This is a genomic window from Bacillus sp. MRMR6 (assembly GCF_001940785.1).
GTDB lineage: Bacteria > Bacillota > Bacilli > Bacillales > Cytobacillaceae > Neobacillus.
On sequence record NZ_MSLS01000016.1, the window covers coordinates 90646 to 111234 of the forward strand.

The following is a 20589-nucleotide window of genomic DNA, read 5'->3' on the forward strand; positions in this document are numbered from 1 at the left end:
CTATGAAAAACAAATGGAAAAAGGGATTCTTCCTTTTATTGGGGTTAGACCTTTTAATCGTGATTATCATTTTATTTTTATTTTTGATTCCACCGGGGAAAGAAGAATGGATACAACAAAAAAACCCAGAAAGTAATAATGTTTCGTTTCATGTTCGATCAAATAAAGATGATTTAAATAGGTTGATTAACCAATTTCTAAAAAAGGAAGCAGCAGACTCACCAATTGAATACGAGGTTCAATTAAGAGATGAAGTCGAGCTATTCGGAACAATACCGTTCTTTAGTCAGCAACTGAACATGAAGTTGACCTTCGAGCCAGAGGCTTTGGATAATGGTGACCTAATTCTGAAGCAAAATTCAATCTCTCTTGGAAGTTTGGATTTACCAGTTGCTTATGTTCTAAAGTTTATCAGGGACAATTACAAGCTGCCAAGTGGAGTAGATATTAGGCCAAATGAGAAACTTATTTATGTTAACATGGAGCAGTTAAATATAAAAAGTGACATAAAAGTAAAGGCAAATAAGTTTGACTTAAAAAATGACGATATTACTTTTACGATTTTAGTACCAGTAGAATAAAATCTTTACAGAGGCACCTGCTGTTTTCTTTTAATTTTATAGTTTTTTTGAAGGTGCTGGAAGCTAAATCCAGCACCTATTTAATCAGTGTGAATTAGGACCTGCAAACCGGGTTCCTCGTTTAAAAGTCCAACGATGGTAATGGTATATGCTTGATTTGGTTTAAAGTCTGCCTTAGGGATCGGAAAAATAACTTTGGTGCTGCCCGCTTCTCTCAGTTCAAAGTCTACGGACATAGGTGAGATACCTAAATAATCAGTAGTCTCTTTATAGGAGATATTTGGGAAAACGACATCCCGTTTCGTTACGGCAATATCTATTTCAGGTGCATTAGGGGAAAGGTGAATGAACCGTATTTTTGATTCATTAACTGGAACGGTTGGTTCATTGACAAAGGAAAGAAGACGGAGTTTTTTTACTGGATGAATTGCTGCAAAAGTATAAGATTTTCCTGGTTCTATGGAAATCTTTTTATTTAACACACTGTCGAGCATATTACCTGCAGGATAGATATCTATATGATATTTCCCTGCCGTTAATGAAAGATAATTGCTAATTTGTTTGAAAGCTAGATTTTTCAAGATTAAATGGCCGTTTATATAGATATCAACATCCTGGGCGTCTGGGGAGGTATGAAGGAATCTAATCTTAGCATGATTTTGGATGACTGTCTGAGTTAGCTGCTGATTACTCCTCTTCATGACTGCTGAATTAAGGTTTTTATAATGCTTTAGATAATAGTGTATGTGTAATTGGGGGCTTGAGTATTTATAGTATTGTGCTAACAGGTCATAGGAGGCTGCCTTTTGTAAGTAGTAAAGGTGGTTCTTATCTTCATGCATATAGCTCTTGCTCCTTTCTGATGTATCTTACCACTTAATTTATTCAATCAATATTAGGTAGGTGTCTAAAACCAGGTTTCCATTTAAAATTTAGTTTTTTTCCTTTAAAAGCGGAAAAATATCAAGAAACAAATGAATAATAAAAAAAATCTTTTAAATAATTTTAAAAACCGAGCCAGTTGAATGGGTTCGATTTTTTATTTTGATCTAGAAAATTTTATTTCTTTGGTTAGATTCTRTATACTCATATTCAGGTAGCAATGAATACAAGGGGTGAAAAATTTGGGAGATATGAAGCAAACAGCAACATTTGCTGGAGGGTGCTTTTGGTGTATGGTAAAACCGTTTGATGAACAGCCGGGGATCATAAAGGTTGTATCTGGTTATACAGGCGGCACTGTTGAAAACCCAACCTATCAACAGGTTTGTTCAGAAACAACAGGGCATTATGAGGCAGTCCAAATTACGTTTAATCAAGACATTTTTCCATATGAAAGACTTCTTGAATTGTATTGGCAGCAAATTGATCCGACTGATGCTGGAGGGCAGTTTTATGACCGCGGACAGTCTTATCAAACAGCAATCTTCTACCATGACGAGAATCAAAAAAGGCTTGCAGAAGAATCAAAACAAGCGCTGCAAGAGAGCGGACGGTTTCAAAAACCGATCGTGACACCGATACTGCCTATTAAAGCCTTTTATCCAGCGGAGGAATATCATCAGCATTATTACAAAAAGAATCAATCTCATTATGAACGCTATCATGTCGGATCTGGCCGGGAAGGTTTTATAAAAAGGCATTGGGGGGAAAAGAATGAAGAATAATGAGCAGTCGAAAGAAAAACTAACACCCATTCAGTTTGAGGTAACTCAAAATAACGGAACAGAGCCGCCCTTCCGTAATGAATATTGGAATGAGACAAGAGAGGGAATCTATGTAGATATCATCTCAGGAAAACCGCTGTTTAGTTCGTTGCAAAAATTTGACGCTGGATGTGGCTGGCCGAGTTTTACGAAGCCGCTAACAGATGAGGAAATTATCGAAAAAGCTGATCACAGTCATTTTATGGTCCGGACAGAGGTTAGAAGTAAATCAGGGGATTCACACTTAGGTCATGTATTTGACGATGGTCCAGGACCAAATGGTCTCCGTTATTGCATTAACTCTGCTTCATTGAGGTTCATTCTAAAGGAGAACCTTGAAAAAGAAGGATATGGAGAGTATCTCAACCTATTTAGCCAGAAATAAAGCCGCATTAACGGGCAGTAAGATCCCTCACCTTAAGGTTAGGAGTGAATACGAGAAATTATAGGTGGGGGGATAACTGCCCATAAAAGCTCGGGTGTTCAACTAACCATCAGTGTGGAAGAAGAAAACCCCACTGATGGAAGTTTCACTTTATTTTCCTTTTTGTTTGGTGGAAGTCATTCCACCAGATAGGATAAACTTCATAGCATCTTCTGGCTTTACATCAACGACTTCAACCTGCTCTTTCGGAATTAAAAAAGTAAAACCGGCTACTTGAAAGGTTTGCGGTACATAAACAGCTACATGGTCTTTAAGAGGACTGTAAAATTCCTCTAACTGCTCGGAAGTAATAAAGCCCATACTCCTCATTTCTGTGCCAGGAATGACAACAAGAACGACCTTGGAGAATGACTTTTTCTCGCCAAGAAAGGATTGTACTGTGTCTTTAATAACCGAATAGATTGTCTTCACTACAGGAATTTTTTCTAGCCAAATATCGAGTAGCCTGACAATTGTCCCAGTTATAAACTTCGTAGATAACCATCCTAACAAGGTAATCAAGATTATGGTGGTTAATAAACCGATACCAGGAATATAATCATCCTTCAAATAAGGTCTTAAAGTGTTTCCGAGTAGACCGTCCAGAAAAAGAAAGGTTTTATAAATAACAAAGATTACGAGAATAATTGGAACAATCGTTAAGATACCATTAACAAAACTCTTTATTAAGGTTTTCATTTCATCCCCCGCTGTAATTTTATCCCGCATTAACGGGCAGTAATACTCCACTGATGGAAGTTTCCTTTTATCATTGATTCTCATCATATAGGCGAATGCACATACAGGTCAAGTACCTAGCACATAGAATACTGGTGTAAACAGATAAAACAAAAGGAGTGATTGAGGTATGCATTATGGACATTATGGTCACGACTGCTGCATGTATGGTTACCCAGCACAAGTTGGTGGTTATGGGTTTAACCGTTTCGCGTTAATTGTGGTGTTGTTTATTCTTCTAATTATTATCGGAGCAAGCTGGTGCTAAATATGAAAAGGCTCAGGTTAATGCCATGAGTCTTTTTTAGTTTTTTCAGACAAGTAAGTAAAACACGAACGTTTTAAAAAATATAATAGTTATAGTTCGCTTTTATTGTTGACGGATGAGCTTTGCTCTGTTATATTAACCAAGGGTTAAGTAAATTCGTTTTGGAGGTTTTGGACAATGGAAAATAGATATGATGTGATAGTAGTGGGTGCAGGCCCTGCAGGGATATTTACCTGTTATGAACTTACACTGAAAATGCCGAACGCAAAGGTGCTATTAGTGGATAAAGGGCATGATATTTATCGGAGAAATTGTCCAATTTTACAAAAGAAAATTGAAAAGTGTCCTCCAGCTGTAGGGAAAAAAGAATTTGCAGGCTGTTTACCTGCATGTTCGATTACAAATGGCTTTGGTGGTGCTGGTGCATATTCGGATGGAAAGTTTAATATCACAAGTGAATTTGGCGGCTGGATGACCGATTATTTACCAGATTCACAAGTGGTTGATTTGATTAAATACGTAGATGAAATTAATTTAAAGCACGGTGCAACAGATAGCATTACCGATCCACTTACAGATTCAGTCAAGGATATTGAACGCCGTGGATATGCGGCCGGGTTAAAATTATTACGTGCTCAAGTTCGTCATCTTGGAACAGAGCAAAATCTTGAAATCCTGAAAAGTATTTTCGAATACTTAAAGAATAAGGTTGAGATGGCCTTCAAAACAGAGGTAGAAGATTTGATTACAGAAAAAACACCAGATGGTCATCAAATCAAGGGAATTCTACTGAAAAATGGCGAAAATCTCTATGCAGATAAAGTCGTTATTACACCAGGTAGAGATGGGTCAAAATGGCTATCGGAAGTTTTGAAGAAGCGCCGTCTGAAAATGATGAATAACCAAGTGGATATTGGTGTTCGTGTAGAGACATCAGACATTGTGATGCAGGAAATTAATGAACATTTATACGAAGGGAAATTTGTATTTAATACATCTGTTGGCACAAGAGTCCGTACGTTCTGTAGCAATCCATCTGGTCACGTGGTGGTTGAGAATCACTCTGGTATCATGCTGGCAAATGGACATGCGTATAAGGACCCGAAGCTTGGAAGTCCGAACACAAACTTCGCCTTACTTGTTTCCCATACCTTTGCTGAACCATTTGATAAGCCGAACGAATTTGCACATGAGGTATCCCGCTTGGCAAACGCATTATCAAATGGCGGTATCATTGTACAAAAATATGGTGATATCTTAAAGGGGAGGCGTTCTACAGCGAAGAGGATTAAAGAAGGCTTCATCGAACCAACGTTAAAGGAAGCCGTTCCTGGAGACCTTGGACTAGTTCTTCCATATAATACTCTTAAGAGTTTGATTGAAATGACGGAGGCTTTAAATCAAATTACGCCAGGCCTTGCATCTGAACATACGTTGTTCTATGGTGTAGAGGCAAAGTTCTATTCAGCTAGACCGAAACTGAATGATCGGTTTGAATCAGAAATTAATGGTTTATATGTAGGTGGAGATGGGGCAGGTATTACTCGTGGTCTTGCACAAGCGAGTGCTTGTGGTGTTTGGATTGCCAGGGATATCATTCAACAAACGGCTCCTGAACGTAAAAGAGAAACAGTCATGGCATAAGAGAAAGGGGATATCATTTTTGATATCCCCTTATGTTTTTATCCAATTGTTACTTTCTCTTTTGGATAATGTATTTTTTCTTGATCATTGCTTTTTCCGCGCAAGATTAACAAACAGGTGACGATCCCTAATCTTCCTATAAACATGAGAAAGATAATAAGGATCTTTCCAAATGTAGTTAAATTAGGGGTAAGACCCATCGTTAATCCATTTGTACCGAAGGCAGAGGAAACTTCAAAAATGACTTCAATGAGGGTTCCCTTTTCGGTAACGGATAGAATGATAATGGATGATAGGCAAAGAATCATAGCACTGGTAAGAACAATAAATGATTTGAGTACATCCTCTTTAAGAAGTTCTCTTCGGAATATTTTTATTGAACTTTTCCCCTGTGAATAAAATACAATGGCTAAAATGACAATAGCAAATGTAGTTGTTCGAATTCCCCCACTCGCACTACTAGGAGAGCCACCGATAAACATTAAAATAGATATAAATAGGTGGTTACTGGGTTGAAGTTCATTTAAATCCAGCGTAGCCAACCCGCCGCTCTTCGTGGTGACAGAATGAAATAAAGAGTAAAAAAATGATTCATGCCAAGCTTTGTCAGCAAAAAAATAACGACTGTCGAGTAAATAGACAAATAGAGCACCAACAATAGTTAAGATAATAAAGGTAACCGTTGTTAGTTTGGTAAATAATGTAAAGTGGTATTTTTGCTTAACCTTCCTGCTGAGGAAAAATTCGTAAATCTCCACAATAACAGGAAATCCAATTGCCCCTACAATCATTAGTAAAATAATAACCGACTGGACATAGTAGTCTGTACTAAATGGCAGCAACGATTCCCCAGTAATGTCAAATCCAGCATTAGTGGTTGCACTTATGCTTGCAAATAAGCCGTGTTTAAAGGCAGTAAGCGGGCTCTCAAAGTAATGTAATAAGCGAAATCCTAAAATAATTCCTCCAATAATTTCAAAAGATATGATCGTAATGAAAATTCTCTTTGCGAGCTGTACAAGTCCTGCCAAATTAGATTGATTCTGATCAATCATGATTAGCTGCCGTTCTCTTAAACCTACTTTTTTACCAAGCATAATCCAGAGGAAGGTACTGAGTGACATAACACCTAAACCGCCCAATTGGAGGATAATACATAGGAGAAAAATCCCGAAGTTATTAAAGGTTTCACTAACAGTAATTACCGTTAGCCCTGTTACGCTTATAGCACTAGCAGATGTGAAAAGGGCATCAATAAAGCTTAATGTAACATTTTCTTGATGGGCAAACGGGATCATTAATAACAATGTAGAAATAATTAACGCAGATAAATAAAAAATGACAATTAATTGTATCGTTGATAATTCTTTCTTTTTGGACCGACCTTTTTTTGGTATATTCATTTGACCCTTCCTTATGTGAATCTCAGTGTAATTTTATATTAATCTTCTTGAAAAGTAAAAGACAGTTTTCCCCGACATTACCTCTAGAATTTTCTGACATTTTTCTATATGCTAGTATTATCAGCATAAAGACGAGTTGGCGGAGGGGAATTATGACGATTATTGAACAGCTAAAAACCTTATATTTGCACAAGAATTTTGATCAAGCACTTGTCATTATTAATAAAGAAATTAACCGTATTAAAACTCTTCCTATATCTCTCATAAAGCAGGAATTGAATCAATTGCGAACAGCTGAGGATATCCAAGTGCTAATTCGGATAGCAGATCATTTTCTAATGTTCCAATATAGTTCATTTCTTGTTCGCTATGCTTACCGGCGTTTTCCCAATTTATTAACAATATCATGGTATTGTGAGGAGCTCTTGGAGAACGGAAAGCTGCTTGAAGCAGATGATATCATCTCCGCTTTTACGAGAGATGTAAAGGAAATCACAATAGATGATGCTTCCGAAGACCATGAAGGAATGGAGCGAATTCACTTTTGTAAAATTCGCTGCCTGTTAGAAATGAAACATTTTAAAGAAGCTGAAAAACAACTTGAAAATCTGAAAGGGTCCTCGAGGAAACATTTAGATAAAATTGGTTACGCGTATATGGAATTGGGGAAACGTGAGAAGGCTCAGCAAATTCTCTCCGCGGGTATAGAAGATCCTGAACGAGGTCCGTTCTGTTATCTATTATTATCCAATTTAAAAGCATCCAACGGTGAATTAATTGACTCCCTAAAGTTAATGGAGGAAGCAGAGCAGCGTTTTTCAAACTATCCTTCTTTCTTGCTTGAAAAAATTAGGCGTTACCGAGATCTTAGTATGTCGAACGAAATGTTAGACGCAATAAGGAATTTAAATCTGATGATTCCAGAACATGCCTATCACAGTTACTTCAGCCATTTAAAGACGGTTGCTTTTTACCAGTTAAATGATTTTGAAAAACTCGAGGCTATTGTGAAAGAAGAAAGGATAGAACACTCACAGTTCAAGCTTAAGGAAGAAAAAGGTGAATATAGTAGATTACCTATTAAACCTATTATTCAGAAAAGTAATTATTGCGTTCCTGCAAGCTTAGAAATGATTCTAACATACTATGGAGTGCAGAAGACTCAAGATGAGATCGCTGCCGAGATTTTTAACGTTACGGGCTCTAAGCTTTCTACCACTATTGATTTTCTTGAAAGAAATGGATTTGCCTGCCGCTATTTTATTGGCAATAAAGAGCAATATCAAACCTTATTACGAAACAATATACCTATTCTTCTCAGCGTGGATTTTGAGCATTCCTCACATGTTCAGGTTTTAAAAGGATATGACAGCCGTTACGATCTTTATCATATTCAAGATCCAAATATGCTTGAAACAATCTATGTTACGAGAGAAAATTTAGAAAAAGCGAATGCTGCTACCAGCTATTTATCGATTGTTTTTGTTCCAATTGATAGAGGAGAAGATATCAGCTTCTTATCCTGTGAAGAGGACAAATACTTCCGGAAACTGCATGATTTTGGTGAAAAAATGGAATGTGATGAAGTAAAATATAAAGACGCTTTTTATCAATTTCTTCAAGAAAATGGGCACGTACCCTATTCACCAATATATGTAATAAAACATTTTTCCTTTGAAGAAGATAGTGATTACATCAATCAATGTGCAGATAAAGTGTTGGAAATGTTTCCTGATAATGATTTCATGAACTTACATGTTGCACAGACATATATGCGCCTGCAACAAATGGAAAAGGCAAAAGAGCTATTGGGGAGAGTTAACAATAAAACCTTTAGTCCGTTATTTCATTTTATCAAGGGAAGAATAGCTCTTTACTTTGATCAAATGCAAACCGCAATTAAATATTTTAGGACTTCATTACAGCTTGATCCAGACCAATATTTCACCTGGAGTTATCTTGCCCTCTCCTACTTGTATTCAAATAACGTACCCAAGGCCGAATATTACTCAATAATTAGTCTAGAACTTGCACCAGATGACCGTTTTGTCCGGATGAACCACGCAGCGGTTTTAATCGAGAAAAACGAATTTATAGAGGCCCGAAAGGTATATAACCAGCTTATACAGGAAGACCCGCAAGATGGACATACTTGGTATGAAAGAGCTAGACTGGACCAGAAGTTAGGTAGTTTCCGTAAGGCTGCTAAGGGTTATCAATTGGCAATTAAATTAGAAACTAATGTCCATTATGCCTACCTAGCTACAGCAGATTTATATGAGTTTGAATTCGATCAGCCGCTGCGTGCAGAAAAGATTTTACTTTCAGGTATAGAAGCTGCTAGTCATTCCCAACTCTATGTTCGCCTAGGAGATTATTATCGTGAACAGGATCAAATAACCAAAGCCTCTTACTACTATGAACAATGTATAGAGCAATATCCGGAAGATATATTTGCTTACATTGGTATGGCAGAGGTCTATGCAAGGAGTGAAGGAAAAGAAGGGGCAGTTGAGTTTATTAAGGAACAGGTATACCGCTTTAATAATGACAGTGAGTTTTTAATTAATAGCGGACGTGTAATGGCAGAGCTGGTGGATAAAGAGGACGCCCAGCTATTAGAGGAGTCTCTCCAATTCATTGAAGAGGGGATTTCCCAAATCCATTCTAATTTAGCTGAAGCATTAGAGCTTTATGTTAGATTAGTCGAAAAAACAGCTTTTGAAAATCGTGCACTTGCTTTTTTCAATGAGAGGTCGATAGCAAATCCAGATATAATTGAATATAAGTGCTTTAGTGGCCTGCTGTTGGAGAAAAAGCATCATTTTGCCGCCGCTTTAGAATGCTATCATGCTGCATTGCTTAAAAGAGTTGATTCCTTCCCATATTTACGGATTGGCGAGGTCTACATGAAAATCGGAAAGTTACTCATTGCCTCTGAGGCATATGGTCATTGTATCTCTCTAGAACCTAATAACAAGCAAGCCTATTTAAGGTTAGCTGAAATAGCATCAATGGTCGAAGGGCATGAAGAGGTAGCCAAGCATCTCTTAGCTTTACTAGAAATTGAGCCATTAAGTGTAGACATTGAATACTTATCCTCCATACTTAATGAAGTGGAAAATGAGTGTTTGCTTAAGAAATTACAAACTCTAGGGGGATATGTTCCTGAAGTGTGGAGGCTCGATGCCATAGCGTATGTGTATGGTGCTCTAGGAGATACGGAAAATGAGGCAAAGACACTTTCTGCCGTACTTTTAAAACGGGCAAATTCTTTTGAATTACTTCATCACCAAGCAAAGCTCTTCATTAAGCTGAAAAAGTGGAAAAAGGTTCAATCCATCCTTGAACTGCTCTTAAATAAGAATGCCCAGGATGAAAGTGTCTATCTCACGTTAATTCATTATACCGCTGCTGTTAATAAGTGGTCCAAATTACCAAAGTTTCTATTATCACTAGATGGTCCAGAAGCAGAGAAGGGCAATCGCCTATTATTAACTGCAGAGGCTGGGCAGCAATTTATTGCAGAGATGAACTGGGGGGATGAGGAACAGGGGAATGCACTTGGGCGGTTAGTTCGAAAGATGAGAAATCGGACGAAACAGATTACAGTATTCGCAGCAATCATTGAATTATATGAAATGGCTATAAAGTTGGATAAGGAAAATACCTATCCAATCAGCCGATATGCTGAATTTTATGAAAACTTTGATCTAATAGAGGATGCTATTAAAATCTTACAAAAGGCAGTAAAAACCAAATATGACTCTCAACTTGCATACCAACTGGGGATGCTTTACTTACAGGTTGAAGATTTTCATTCTGCACTAGCATTGTTTGAACGCCAATTATCCATACTCCCGAATGATTCACATCTTCGCTACATGGCTGCCAGTACCCTATTGGAACTTGGACATACTGGTGAAGCTGAACATAAATTAGTAAGAATTATGGAAGAAGATCCTTACGAAGCTAACGTCCACTATAAGCTAGGGTGGTTATTGAACCAGCAGGGGCGGTATAGAGGTGCGAAAGAGATACTTGAACACGGGGTTTTATACCATCCGTTTGATGAAAACGTTAAGATCCAACTTAGTTTAGCACTAAGCTACATGGATGAATATGAAGAGGCGCTAAGGGTAATTAACGAGGTTGTTCTGTCAGAAGAAGGCAACCTGGAAGCTCGCTATAATAAAGCTTGTTATTTAGCGTTACTAAATCGTTCAAGTGAAGCAAAAAGTGAATTGGATTATGTTTTTGAACATGATGAAACGGGTTATTACTACGAATTGGCTCAAAAAGACGAAGATTTAGTAAGTTTAGTTATGCTTCAAGGTTGATTTCCACTCCATTCAACAAACATGTGGCAATGCATAGACAGACACCAATGCGTGTCTGTTTTTTTTGCGCTTAAATAAGTAGAAAGAAACAATCACTCGATTCATACAATTAACAAAGACGATTAATTATGAGTGAGGGAAGTGGTGCCAGTTTGGAGCAATCTTTTCTGATTAAACCGCTGCTTGATGAATCACTGCCAGTGATTGAATATGGTAAAGGAGTTTACTTGTTTGATATGGAAGGGAAAAAATATTTAGATGCATGTTCTGGGGCTGTAACGGCTAATATAGGGCACGGAGTACCAGCAATCATTGAGGCCATGCATGAACAAGCGAAGAAGGTTTCTTTTGTTTACCGTTCTCAATTTACAAGTGATGCAGGGGAAAAGCTGGCAAAAAAGATAGCTGAGTTGACACCTGGTGATTTAAATTGGTGTTTTTTTGTTAACAGTGGATCGGAAGCAACAGAAACGGCCATGAAAATGGCCATTCAATACTGGCAGGAAAAAGGGATTCATACGAAAACGAAAATTCTATCAAGGTGGGTAAGTTACCATGGAATAACATTAGGGGCTTTATCGATGTCAGGTCATCCCGGCAGGCGAGAAAGGTTTATTTCTCATTTAGAGGATTGTCCAGTTATTCACCCGCCCTATTGTTACCGATGCCCTTATCACCTCGAGGCGCCATCTTGTCAGTTTTTATGTGCACAGGAATTAGAGCCGGTAATATCTCGAAGGGGGTCAGATAATATTGCAGCATTTATTGCAGAACCAGTCATTGGAGCTGCAGGGGGGGCCATCACCCCACCTAAGGGATATTTTGAACTTATTAAAAAGATTTGCGATGAACATGACATTCTATTCATAGCAGATGAAGTCATGACCGGGTTTGGGAGAACAGGAACGATGCTGGCCATCGAGCAATGGGGAGTCATCCCGGATATTGTAGCTCTTGGTAAGGGAATGGGTGCTGGCTACGCTCCGATTGCTGCAGCAGTTGCAAGTGAAAAGGTGATCCAGCCTATCCTTAATGGCAGCAAGGTAGTCATGAGCGGACATACATTAAGCGCAAATCCTCAATCCTGTGCCGTCTCTCTCGCAGTAATAGAGTATTTGGAAAATAATAAGATAATCGAAAACGTAGAATCAAAGAGTTTATTTTTAAAAAAGAACTTGGAAAAGTTAAAAACTAAATATCCATTTATTGGTGATATCCGAGGGAAAGGATTACTGCTGGGAGTTGAGTTTGTATCTGACCCTGACAAAAAAACTCCTTTCTCAAGAAAAGCGGCAATAACACAGAAAGTGGTTAAACTTGCTAAGGAAAATGGCCTTCTTTTGTACCCGGCAGGTGCGGGATTAGACGGAGTAAATGGAGATTCCATTATCATTTCCCCGCCATTAACCATTACTAAACAGGAAATGAAAGAGCTTATATCACTACTAGATACTGCATTTGATGAGTTTTCAATGCTTTTGAAGAATGACAAGACAGTTGGTGGTTTGTAGGTGCAAAATCCTTTTGGAAAGGTTACGACATTAGAAGAAGTAATGAAATACTTTCATGACGACATGACGCTGATGTTTGGCGGTTTTGGAGGAGTAGGCAGTCCGCCGACCATTATCGATGGAATTATTGAAAAAGGAATTAGCGGCATTAGGTTAATTGGCAATGACACAGGATTTCCGCATATTGGGATTGGAAAACTGGTAAGCAGAGGAATGGCCAAAAAAGTAATTGCTTCTCATATCGGTTCAAACCCGATTGCAGGGAAACTAATGCATGATGGAGAACTTGAAGTTGAATTTTCTCCGCAAGGAATCCTAGTGGAAAGAATTCGGGCAGGTGGGGTAGGACTCCCAGCAATCTTGACAGATATTGGGGTAAACAATGAATTAGTCTCAAAAAATAAGCCCTGCTTTGTATTAAATGGAAAAGAGTACTTGGTAGAAACGGCATTAACAGCAGAGGTGTCGATCGTGTATGCAAAAAAAGCAGATGCATACGGAAACTTAATTTATGATAAAAGCGCACGCAACACCAACCCGCTAGTCGCAATGGCCGGTGACCTGACGATAGCTGAAGTCGAAGAAATTGTACCGCTCGGTAGCTTAAAGCCGGATGAAATCATCACACCTGGAGTCTTTATTGATTATGTCATATTGACAAAGGGGGTGAACTGGAAATGGGTTTGGGAATAGAAATCCGTAACCGAATCGCAAGAAGGGCTGCAGAGGAAATTCAAAATGGGATGGTCGTCAATCTAGGGATTGGCATACCATCCCTAGTTCCTAATCATCTGTCAAAAGATATAGTGGTTATGTTTCATGCAGAGAATGGAATAACCGGCATGGGACCTAGTCCGAAACAGGGTGAAGAAGATGAAAATTTATGCAATGCCGGTGGTTTCCCCGTAACTCTTAATCAAGGAGGGTCTTATTGTGACAGTTCCGTTGCCTTTGGAATGATCCGAAGAGGACGGATTGATATGACGATTTTAGGTTCACTTCAGGTTAGTAAAAATGGGGATCTAGCCAATTGGATTGTACCCGGAAGAAAAGTACCTGGAATGGGAGGAGCAATGGAACTCGCCCAAAAGGCAAAAAAAGTCATTGTTTTAATGAATCATTGCGACAAATCGGGAAAACCCAAGATCGTTTCCTCCTGCACACTGCCTTTAACGTCTTCTAACTGTGTTGATTTGATTGTGACTGAATTAGCGGTTTTTAAGGTAATTCCTTCAGGTCTAGTGTTGACTGAATTGTTTGCCCCTTATAACTTGGAAACTGTGGTTAAAAATACAGGCTGTGCGTTTAGCATTCAAGAAAACCTCCGAAATATCCCATATTAATGATTCCTACAGGGAGTGAATTATTTGAAAAAAAGAGAAGAGCTAGTTAAACAATGGCTCCGAAGTCATCAGGCAAGAGGAGCAAAACTCTTACAAATTCTTGTTCAGGAAAACAGTACTAGAGGTAATGAAAGCAGTGCACAGGCTGTCATTATTGAAAAATGCCGTCAGTTAGGGCTAACGTTGGATATATGGGAAATTGGCGGTGAGGAACTAAAACAACATCCTGCCTATTGCTGTGACAGAGAAAACTTTGATGGAAACCCAAATGTGGTGGCTGTATTAAAAGGGACTGGCGGCGGTAAGTCAATTATTCTAAATGGTCATATTGATGTGGTGCCGGTTGGAAATGAGAAAAACTGGAAACATGATCCTTTTAGCGGTCATATTGAGAATGGAAAGCTTTATGGAAGAGGAGCAACAGATATGAAAGGCGGAACCGTTGCTTTGCTAATGGCCCTTGAGTCGATTATCTCAGCAGGAATAAGGCTCAAGGGGGATATTATTTTTCAAAGCGTTATTGAAGAGGAAAGTGGTGGCGCGGGGACACTTGCAGCCGTTTTACGAGGTTATCAAGCAGACGGAGCCATTATTCCTGAACCTACAAATATGAAGATTTTTCCGAAACAGCAAGGGTCGATGTGGTTTCGAATAACAGTAAAAGGCAGGGCAGCACATGGCGGAACACGGTATGAAGGGGTTAGTGCTATTGAGAAATCACTAACGGTAATAAAAAAAATTCAACAATTAGAAAAAGATAGAAATCTTAAAATAACAGATCCTCTATTCAACAAAATCCCTATACCAATCCCCATTAATATTGGAAAAATAAACAGCGGTCAATGGCCGTCCTCTGTACCTGACCTTGCCATTATTGAAGGGAGAATGGGTGTGTCACCAGATGAAACAATCAAGGAGGCACAGCAAGAAATGGAATCCTGTTTACGGGAGTTAAATGAGCAAGATGAATGGTTTCAAAATCATCCTCTTCAAATTGAATGGTTTGGGGGAAGATGGCTTCCTGGAAACCTAAACAGTGATCATCCGTTGATAAAATCAATTTCTGAAAGGTTTCTAGAATTAAAAGGCTCTGAACCGATCATTGAAGCTAGTCCATGGGGAACAGATGGAGGGATATTGTCTACTGTAGGGAACACACCCGTAGTGGTCTTTGGACCGGGGGTAACAGAAACAGCACATGATGCTAATGAGCACATTGTCCTTAAGGATCTGTTTGCTGCAAGTGAAATTATTGCTCTTACCTTATTAAAATGGTGCGAAGTAAGCGATTAACTCCAAATATATCCAAGTAAACTGCTATAATAAAGTGAAACTTACATCAGTGGGGGTCTTACTGCCCGTTAATGCGGGATAAAATCATAGTCTTGTAGTAAGGAGGGGTTATTATGAAGCAATCACTTTGGATTAATGGAGAGAATCGATTGACAAGTGCCTATATGGAATTGAAAAGCCCTTACAATTTAGAAAAAATAGCGGATATAGCGATAGCTGATCGAAATGATGTGGAGATGGCCATTACAGCTGCCAGCGATGCTTGTCAAAGGATGGCAGATATGCCTGCCTTTAGACGTGCAGAAATTTTAGAGAGAGTTGCCGTTTTTTTGAGCAATGAAAAAGAAGAATGTGCAAGGCTGATTTCGAAGGAAGCAGCAAAGCCAATCAAAGCAGCTCGAACTGAAGTGGAAAGAACAATCATGACCTATACCTTTGCCGCCCACGAGGCGAGACGAATTCATGGGGAAACCGTCCCGATGGATGCTGCCCCGGGTGGTGAGGGGCGTCTTGCTTTTACAGTCAGAGAACCAATGGGTGTGATCGCTGCTATTACCCCATTTAATTTTCCGATGAACCTTGTTGCCCATAAAGTTGGCCCCGCTATTGCAGCAGGAAATACAGTTGTTCTTAAACCAGCTAGTCAAACCCCATTATCCGCTTTTAAAATTGCAGAATATTTTCACCGCGCTGGTCTTCCAGCTGGAGCTCTGAATGTAATTACGGGCAGCGGGAGCAAGGTCGGTGATGTACTGATAAAAGATAATAGAATAAAGATGATTACTTTTACAGGAAGTCCAGAAGTTGGAACCTATATTAAAGAAAATTCAGGTTTAAAACGAGTTACACTTGAATTGGGATCTAATTCAGCGGTCATTGTCGATAAAGACATCCCGCTTGAAAAGGTAGTTCCAAAGATTGTAACAGGTGCTTATGCTTTCCAAGGTCAAGTTTGCATCTCGATTCAAAGAATTTATGTTCATGAAAATATTTTTCAAGCTTTTGTTGAGGCGTTTATCAAAGAAACAAAGAGGCTACAGCTTGGAGATCCGCTCGATGATGCTACAGATCTCTCAGCTATGATTACAAGGTCCGATTTACAAAGAACAAAAGAATGGGTTGATGAAGCGGTTGATCATGGGGCTGTATTAAAGTTAGGGGGAAGCTTTTCTGAGGGAATATTCCAGCCGACCGTTCTGCTCAATGTGCCAGCGTCAGAGAAAGTTTCGTGTGAGGAAGCATTTGCACCAGTCGTCCATATTAATTCATTTAGTACCATTGATGAAGCGATCAGTCTAGTGAATAACTCAAAATATGGCCTACAAGCGGGAATCTTCACGAAAAACATTCAGCATGCATTGCAGAGTGCCAAAAAACTTGAAGTTGGCGGCGTAATGATTAACGAAATTCCCACCTTTCGAGTTGACCACATGCCTTATGGTGGCGTTAAAATGAGTGGTATGGGCAGAGAGGGTATTAAATATGCTGTTGACGAAATGACGGAAATAAAATTAATTAGCTTTAAGATTGAAATATGATGCAGTGTCTGACCGAATCCCGGTCGGGCACTTTTTAGGAAGGGTGATAATAATGGACAAGACTGCATCCGTTTTATCCTTAGATGCAAGTGGATATTTTCTTGAAGCATATGTAGATCCTTTTAATAAAAGAGTTCGAATTGATGACTACCGTGGCAATTTACGTTTACTTCTCCAAAAAGCAGAGGAGTTAGTCCATCTGCATGCTGCAGAAAAATTAATCATTAAGGGACGTGCTGAGGATTATCGAATGTTTTTGGAAAGCGGACTACTGCCAGAAGCCTTAGTGGATCGTTACTTTCTAGGTTCTGATGCACATTTTTTTGCAAAATACTACACAACTGACCGGAAGAAAAGTGATCACTGGGTGACGGAGGATTCAATCATTAAAAATATTTATCAATTAGATACAAAAGGCCTGAAAGCAACATCACTACCTAAAGAGTATGAATTAAGGAAAGTAAATGAAACATTTGCTAGAGAGCTGTCCTCCCTGTACCAGCAGGTATTTGAAATCTACCCAACTCCATTGCACGACCCTGAATATATAAAAAAGACTATGAGTGAAGGGACCATATACTATGGGTTCTTTCATCAAGGGAAAATAGTAAGTGCCGCATCAGCAGAAATTAACCATTTTTACAAAAATGCGGAGTTAACGGATTGCGCAACGATAAAAGAGCATCGAAAATATGGGTTAATGAAGTTGATTCTAAAAGAGCTTGAAGTAGAATTGGAGAGTAAAGGGATTTTTTGCGTGTATTCTATTGCCAGGGCGTTATCCTTTGGGATGAACGCTGCTTTATATCAACTTGGTTATAAGTATCGAGGCAGGCTGATGAATAATGTTTATATATATGACAAAATTGAAAATATGAATATGTGGGTAAAAGATTTGGCAACCTGCAAAATTTTAAGCGGGGACTGACAAAATTTCGGCACCTTCCCATAAGATGTAAGGAGGTGAACTAGAATGGCTGAATTAACGGCTTTAACAACGGAAGTCTTGACCGCAATCTTGAAAAGCATTGATGAAGGAATCCATGTTGTGAACACGGAAGGTAAAACCATTTTCTATAACACTGTCGCTGCCAAGCATGATGGATTGGATCCTAAAGAAGTATTAGGCAAGCATCTCCTCGACGTATTCCCCTCTTTAACCAAAGAATCTAGTACCTTATTAAAGGTCATTCATACGACTAAGCCAATTTATAATCAAACACAGGTTTATCAAAATGTTCATGGCAGGAGAATTGATACCATTAATACAACCTTACCGATTTTTTTAGGGAAAGAAATTATTGGTGCAGTTGAAATCGCTAAAGACTATACTCGGATGAAGCTCCTTGCTGAAAGTCTTCTAGATTTACAGAGGGGTTTAAAAAATAGTAAAAAACAAACCGTTACCAAACAGTTAAAGTATACCTTCTCAGACCTAAAGACTAACAACCTTCATTTTATGAGTATGAAGGAGGAAGCTGCTAAATTAGCAAAATCGGATTCAGCTATTTTGGTTTATGGTGAAAGTGGTACAGGGAAAGAGTTATTTGTCCAGGGCATTCATCATGAATCTCTCCGGTCGAGTGGACCATTTATTGCTCAAAACTGTGCTGCCATTCCCGAAACCCTGCTTGAAAGTATTCTATTTGGTACCGCAAAGGGCAGTTATACGGGTGCATTAGACCGAAAAGGCTTATTTGAATTAGCTGATGGAGGTACGTTATTTCTTGATGAGCTTCATACAATGCCTATAGAATTGCAGGCGAAATTGTTGCGAGTATTAGAGGATGGGTTAGTAAGAAGGGTGGGAGGCTCACAAAATATGGCTGTTAATGTCCGGGTCATTGCAGCAATGAACGAACATCCTCGGACTGCCTTAATGGAAAACAAACTGCGGTCGGATCTATACTTTCGGCTAAATGTATTTTCCTTTTCATTATTGCCACTAAGGGAAAGAATAGAGGATATTTTCCATTTAACAGACCATTTTATTAACCTTTTCAATCAATCCTTGAAAAAAGAGATTAAAGGCATAGACAAAGAACTCAAAGATTTTTTTCTAACTTATTCATGGCCCGGGAATGTTAGAGAGCTGAAGCATACAATTGAATATATGATGAACCTCTGTGAGGGTGAACAACTTCAATTTAAGGGATTACCGATTATGTTAAAACAACAGGTTGAACAGAAGGAGAGAAAAAGAGAAATACCAGTAGATTTTTCACTGCGAAAAAATATTGAGAAGTTAGAAAAGAGTTTAATTATGAATGCTCTTAATGAAACGGGCGGAAATATTAATCAAGCAGCCAAAAAATTAGATATTCCAAGACAAACCCTACAATATAAAATAAAGAAATTAAACCTGTAAACCGCCGATTTTTCGGCGGTTTTTTCTGATTTTTAATCATATTGGCCTTAATACAATAAATAAACTTCCTTTATTCGGTTTTTATCAACTGGCACGATTCTTGCATAATATTTGGTAAAGAGGGTATAGGAGGAATTTGAAATGAAACAAACCCTATATAAGCCGACAAGACATTGGAAAGATATTGAACTTTGGAAAGATGTTACTGAAGAACAATGGAATGACTGGCTCTGGCAGTTAACCAATACAATCAGGACGCTGGGTGACCTGAAGAAGGTAATAAACCTTACTCCCGATGAGGAAGAAGGAGTCAGAATATCCACAAAAACAATTCCACTAAATATCACACCATATTACGCTTCACTAATGAACCCTGACGATCCACGCTGCCCAATTCGAATGCAGTCTGTACCGATCTCAAAAGAAATTTATAAAACAAAATATGACCTCGAAGATCCATTGTATGAGGATGAGGATTCTCCTGTTGCAGGTTTAACACATCGTTATCCCGATCGTGTACTGTTCCTTGTTACCAATCAATGCTCGATGTATTGCCGATATTGCACGAGAAGACGGTTTTCAGGCCAAATTGGAATGGGGGTGCCGAAGAAACAGCTTGATGCGGCAATTTCCTACATCCGTCAAACTCCACAGGTGCGCGATGTGCTCATTTCTGGCGGCGATGGCTTATTAATTAATGATACGATTCTTGAATACATTTTAAAAAACCTTCGGGAAATCGACCATGTGGAAATCATTCGGATTGGTACAAGAGCACCTGTTGTATTCCCCCAGAGGATCACAGAAAATCTTTGCAATATCTTGAAAAAATATCACCCTATCTGGTTAAATACTCATTTCAACACTTCCATAGAAATTACCGAGGACTCAAAAAAGGCGTGCGAAATGCTTGCAAATGCTGGAGTGCCAGTAGGGAACCAATCTGTTATTCTCGCTGGAATCAATGACAGTGTACCAATCATGAAAAAATTAATGCATGATTTGGTAAAAATTCGTGTGAGACCGTATTATATCTATCAATGTGATCTTTCAGAGGGAATCGGACATTTCCGGGCGCCAGTTTCGAAAGGACTAGAAATCATTGAAGGCCTGCGCGGTCATACATCGGGATATGCAGTCCCGACCTTCGTTTGCGATGCTCCTGGCGGGGGAGGGAAGATTGCGTTGCAGCCGAATTACTTGATTTCTCAGAGTCCTGAAAAAGTGGTATTGAGAAATTTTGAAGGAGTTATTACTTCTTATCCGGAGCCTGAGAACTATGTACCAGGCAGAGCGGAGGATTATTTTAAAAGTATCTATACGGATTATGAGAAATACAAATCAACTGTCGGGATATCTGCAGTGATGAATGACAGCAAATTCAATCTCGTCCCTGAGGATCTGCAGCGGTTAGACAGAAGACATAAATATC

The 20589-nt window shown here is 38.8% G+C and carries 17 protein-coding genes; 14 read left to right on the forward strand and 3 right to left on the reverse strand.

Annotation, left to right across the window (positions count from 1 at the left end; genetic code table 11):
* Positions 1–2: 2 nt before the first annotated feature.
* Positions 3–581: a YpmS family protein gene (locus tag BTR25_RS15845; RefSeq protein ID WP_075689020.1), complete on the forward strand. Its 579-nt coding sequence runs from the start codon at positions 3–5 to the stop codon at positions 579–581.
* A gap of 80 nt (positions 582–661) precedes the next feature.
* On the opposite strand, the gene BTR25_RS15850 is transcribed toward BTR25_RS15845, so the two are convergent.
* Positions 662–1423, reverse strand: a complete 762-nt coding sequence (locus BTR25_RS15850; protein ID WP_075689021.1) for a DUF4397 domain-containing protein — start codon at positions 1421–1423, stop codon at positions 662–664.
* Positions 1424–1714: 291 nt separating this feature from the next.
* Here BTR25_RS15850 and msrA point away from each other — a divergent pair, with 291 nt between their 5' ends.
* Positions 1715–2248, forward strand: coding sequence for a peptide-methionine (S)-S-oxide reductase MsrA (gene msrA / locus BTR25_RS15855; protein WP_083652414.1), 534 nt, complete (start codon positions 1715–1717; stop codon positions 2246–2248).
* On the forward strand, positions 2238–2672 hold the full coding sequence (gene msrB, locus BTR25_RS15860) for a peptide-methionine (R)-S-oxide reductase MsrB (RefSeq protein ID WP_075689023.1): 435 nt from the start codon (positions 2238–2240) through the stop codon (positions 2670–2672). Before msrA ends, msrB begins: the two co-directional genes overlap by 11 nt.
* A gap of 150 nt (positions 2673–2822) precedes the next feature.
* On the opposite strand, the gene BTR25_RS15865 is transcribed toward msrB, so the two are convergent.
* Positions 2823–3410 carry a DUF502 domain-containing protein gene (locus BTR25_RS15865; RefSeq protein WP_075689040.1) on the reverse strand — a complete coding sequence of 196 codons (588 nt, stop codon included), beginning with the start codon at positions 3408–3410 and terminating at the stop codon, positions 2823–2825.
* 169 nt (positions 3411–3579) lie between these two features.
* Here BTR25_RS15865 and BTR25_RS15870 point away from each other — a divergent pair, with 169 nt between their 5' ends.
* Both BTR25_RS15870 and BTR25_RS15875 read left to right on the forward strand, forming a co-directional pair.
* Positions 3580–3717 carry a YjcZ family sporulation protein gene (locus tag BTR25_RS15870; RefSeq protein ID WP_075689024.1) on the forward strand — a complete coding sequence of 46 codons (138 nt, stop codon included), beginning with the start codon at positions 3580–3582 and terminating at the stop codon, positions 3715–3717.
* A 177-nt stretch (positions 3718–3894) separates the two neighbouring features.
* Positions 3895–5361, forward strand: a complete 1467-nt coding sequence (locus BTR25_RS15875) for an NAD(P)/FAD-dependent oxidoreductase (protein WP_075689025.1) — start codon at positions 3895–3897, stop codon at positions 5359–5361.
* 38 nt (positions 5362–5399) lie between these two features.
* Here the strand turns inward: BTR25_RS15875 and BTR25_RS15880 are convergent, their stop codons facing one another.
* Positions 5400–6764, reverse strand: a complete 1365-nt coding sequence (locus BTR25_RS15880) for a TrkH family potassium uptake protein (protein WP_075689026.1) — start codon at positions 6762–6764, stop codon at positions 5400–5402.
* Between the two features lie 152 nt (positions 6765–6916).
* Between BTR25_RS15880 and BTR25_RS15885 the strand changes: the two genes are divergently transcribed.
* The 9 genes from BTR25_RS15885 to kamA all read left to right on the forward strand — a co-directional run.
* Positions 6917–11104, forward strand: coding sequence for a tetratricopeptide repeat protein (locus tag BTR25_RS15885; protein WP_075689027.1), 4188 nt, complete (start codon positions 6917–6919; stop codon positions 11102–11104).
* Between the two features lie 152 nt (positions 11105–11256).
* On the forward strand, positions 11257–12615 hold the full coding sequence (locus BTR25_RS15890; RefSeq protein WP_075689028.1) for an aspartate aminotransferase family protein: 1359 nt from the start codon (positions 11257–11259) through the stop codon (positions 12613–12615).
* Positions 12616–13308 carry a CoA transferase subunit A gene (locus tag BTR25_RS15895; protein ID WP_075689029.1) on the forward strand — a complete coding sequence of 231 codons (693 nt, stop codon included), beginning with the start codon at positions 12616–12618 and terminating at the stop codon, positions 13306–13308.
* Positions 13293–13958 carry a 3-oxoacid CoA-transferase subunit B gene (locus BTR25_RS15900; protein WP_075689030.1) on the forward strand — a complete coding sequence of 222 codons (666 nt, stop codon included), beginning with the start codon at positions 13293–13295 and terminating at the stop codon, positions 13956–13958. The genes BTR25_RS15895 and BTR25_RS15900 overlap by 16 nt, the downstream gene beginning before the upstream one ends.
* A gap of 24 nt (positions 13959–13982) precedes the next feature.
* Positions 13983–15251, forward strand: coding sequence for a peptidase (locus BTR25_RS15905; protein WP_075689031.1), 1269 nt, complete (start codon positions 13983–13985; stop codon positions 15249–15251).
* A 113-nt stretch (positions 15252–15364) separates the two neighbouring features.
* Positions 15365–16789, forward strand: a complete 1425-nt coding sequence (locus BTR25_RS15910; RefSeq protein WP_075689032.1) for an aldehyde dehydrogenase family protein — start codon at positions 15365–15367, stop codon at positions 16787–16789.
* 52 nt (positions 16790–16841) lie between these two features.
* The gene (ablB, locus tag BTR25_RS15915) at positions 16842–17717 is read left to right on the forward strand and encodes a putative beta-lysine N-acetyltransferase (protein WP_075689033.1); all 876 of its coding nucleotides are present in this window, start codon (positions 16842–16844) and stop codon (positions 17715–17717) included.
* Between the two features lie 45 nt (positions 17718–17762).
* Positions 17763–19157 (forward strand): sigma-54 interaction domain-containing protein, encoded by a 1395-nt coding sequence (locus BTR25_RS15920; RefSeq protein ID WP_075689034.1) that lies wholly within the window; start codon positions 17763–17765, stop codon positions 19155–19157.
* A 141-nt stretch (positions 19158–19298) separates the two neighbouring features.
* A partial coding sequence (kamA, locus tag BTR25_RS15925; protein WP_075689035.1) for a lysine 2,3-aminomutase occupies positions 19299–20589 on the forward strand: 1291 nt, incomplete at its 3' end.

What these genes read in the sequence shown, in the direction of transcription:
- BTR25_RS15845 (WP_075689020.1), top strand. Translation starts at nt 3, where the DNA reads ATGAAAAACAAATGGAAAAAGGGATTCTTCCTTTTATTGGGGTTAGAC.
- BTR25_RS15850 (WP_075689021.1), bottom strand. Translation starts at nt 1,423, where the DNA reads ATGCATGAAGATAAGAACCACCTTTACTACTTACAAAAGGCAGCCTCC.
- msrA (WP_083652414.1), top strand. Translation starts at nt 1,715, where the DNA reads ATGAAGCAAACAGCAACATTTGCTGGAGGGTGCTTTTGGTGTATGGTA.
- msrB (WP_075689023.1), top strand. Translation starts at nt 2,238, where the DNA reads ATGAAGAATAATGAGCAGTCGAAAGAAAAACTAACACCCATTCAGTTT.
- BTR25_RS15865 (WP_075689040.1), bottom strand. Translation starts at nt 3,410, where the DNA reads ATGAAAACCTTAATAAAGAGTTTTGTTAATGGTATCTTAACGATTGTT.
- BTR25_RS15870 (WP_075689024.1), top strand. Translation starts at nt 3,580, where the DNA reads ATGCATTATGGACATTATGGTCACGACTGCTGCATGTATGGTTACCCA.
- BTR25_RS15875 (WP_075689025.1), top strand. Translation starts at nt 3,895, where the DNA reads ATGGAAAATAGATATGATGTGATAGTAGTGGGTGCAGGCCCTGCAGGG.
- BTR25_RS15880 (WP_075689026.1), bottom strand. Translation starts at nt 6,764, where the DNA reads ATGAATATACCAAAAAAAGGTCGGTCCAAAAAGAAAGAATTATCAACG.
- BTR25_RS15885 (WP_075689027.1), top strand. Translation starts at nt 6,917, where the DNA reads ATGACGATTATTGAACAGCTAAAAACCTTATATTTGCACAAGAATTTT.
- BTR25_RS15900 (WP_075689030.1), top strand. Translation starts at nt 13,293, where the DNA reads ATGGGTTTGGGAATAGAAATCCGTAACCGAATCGCAAGAAGGGCTGCA.
- BTR25_RS15910 (WP_075689032.1), top strand. Translation starts at nt 15,365, where the DNA reads ATGAAGCAATCACTTTGGATTAATGGAGAGAATCGATTGACAAGTGCC.
- ablB (WP_075689033.1), top strand. Translation starts at nt 16,842, where the DNA reads ATGGACAAGACTGCATCCGTTTTATCCTTAGATGCAAGTGGATATTTT.
- BTR25_RS15920 (WP_075689034.1), top strand. Translation starts at nt 17,763, where the DNA reads ATGGCTGAATTAACGGCTTTAACAACGGAAGTCTTGACCGCAATCTTG.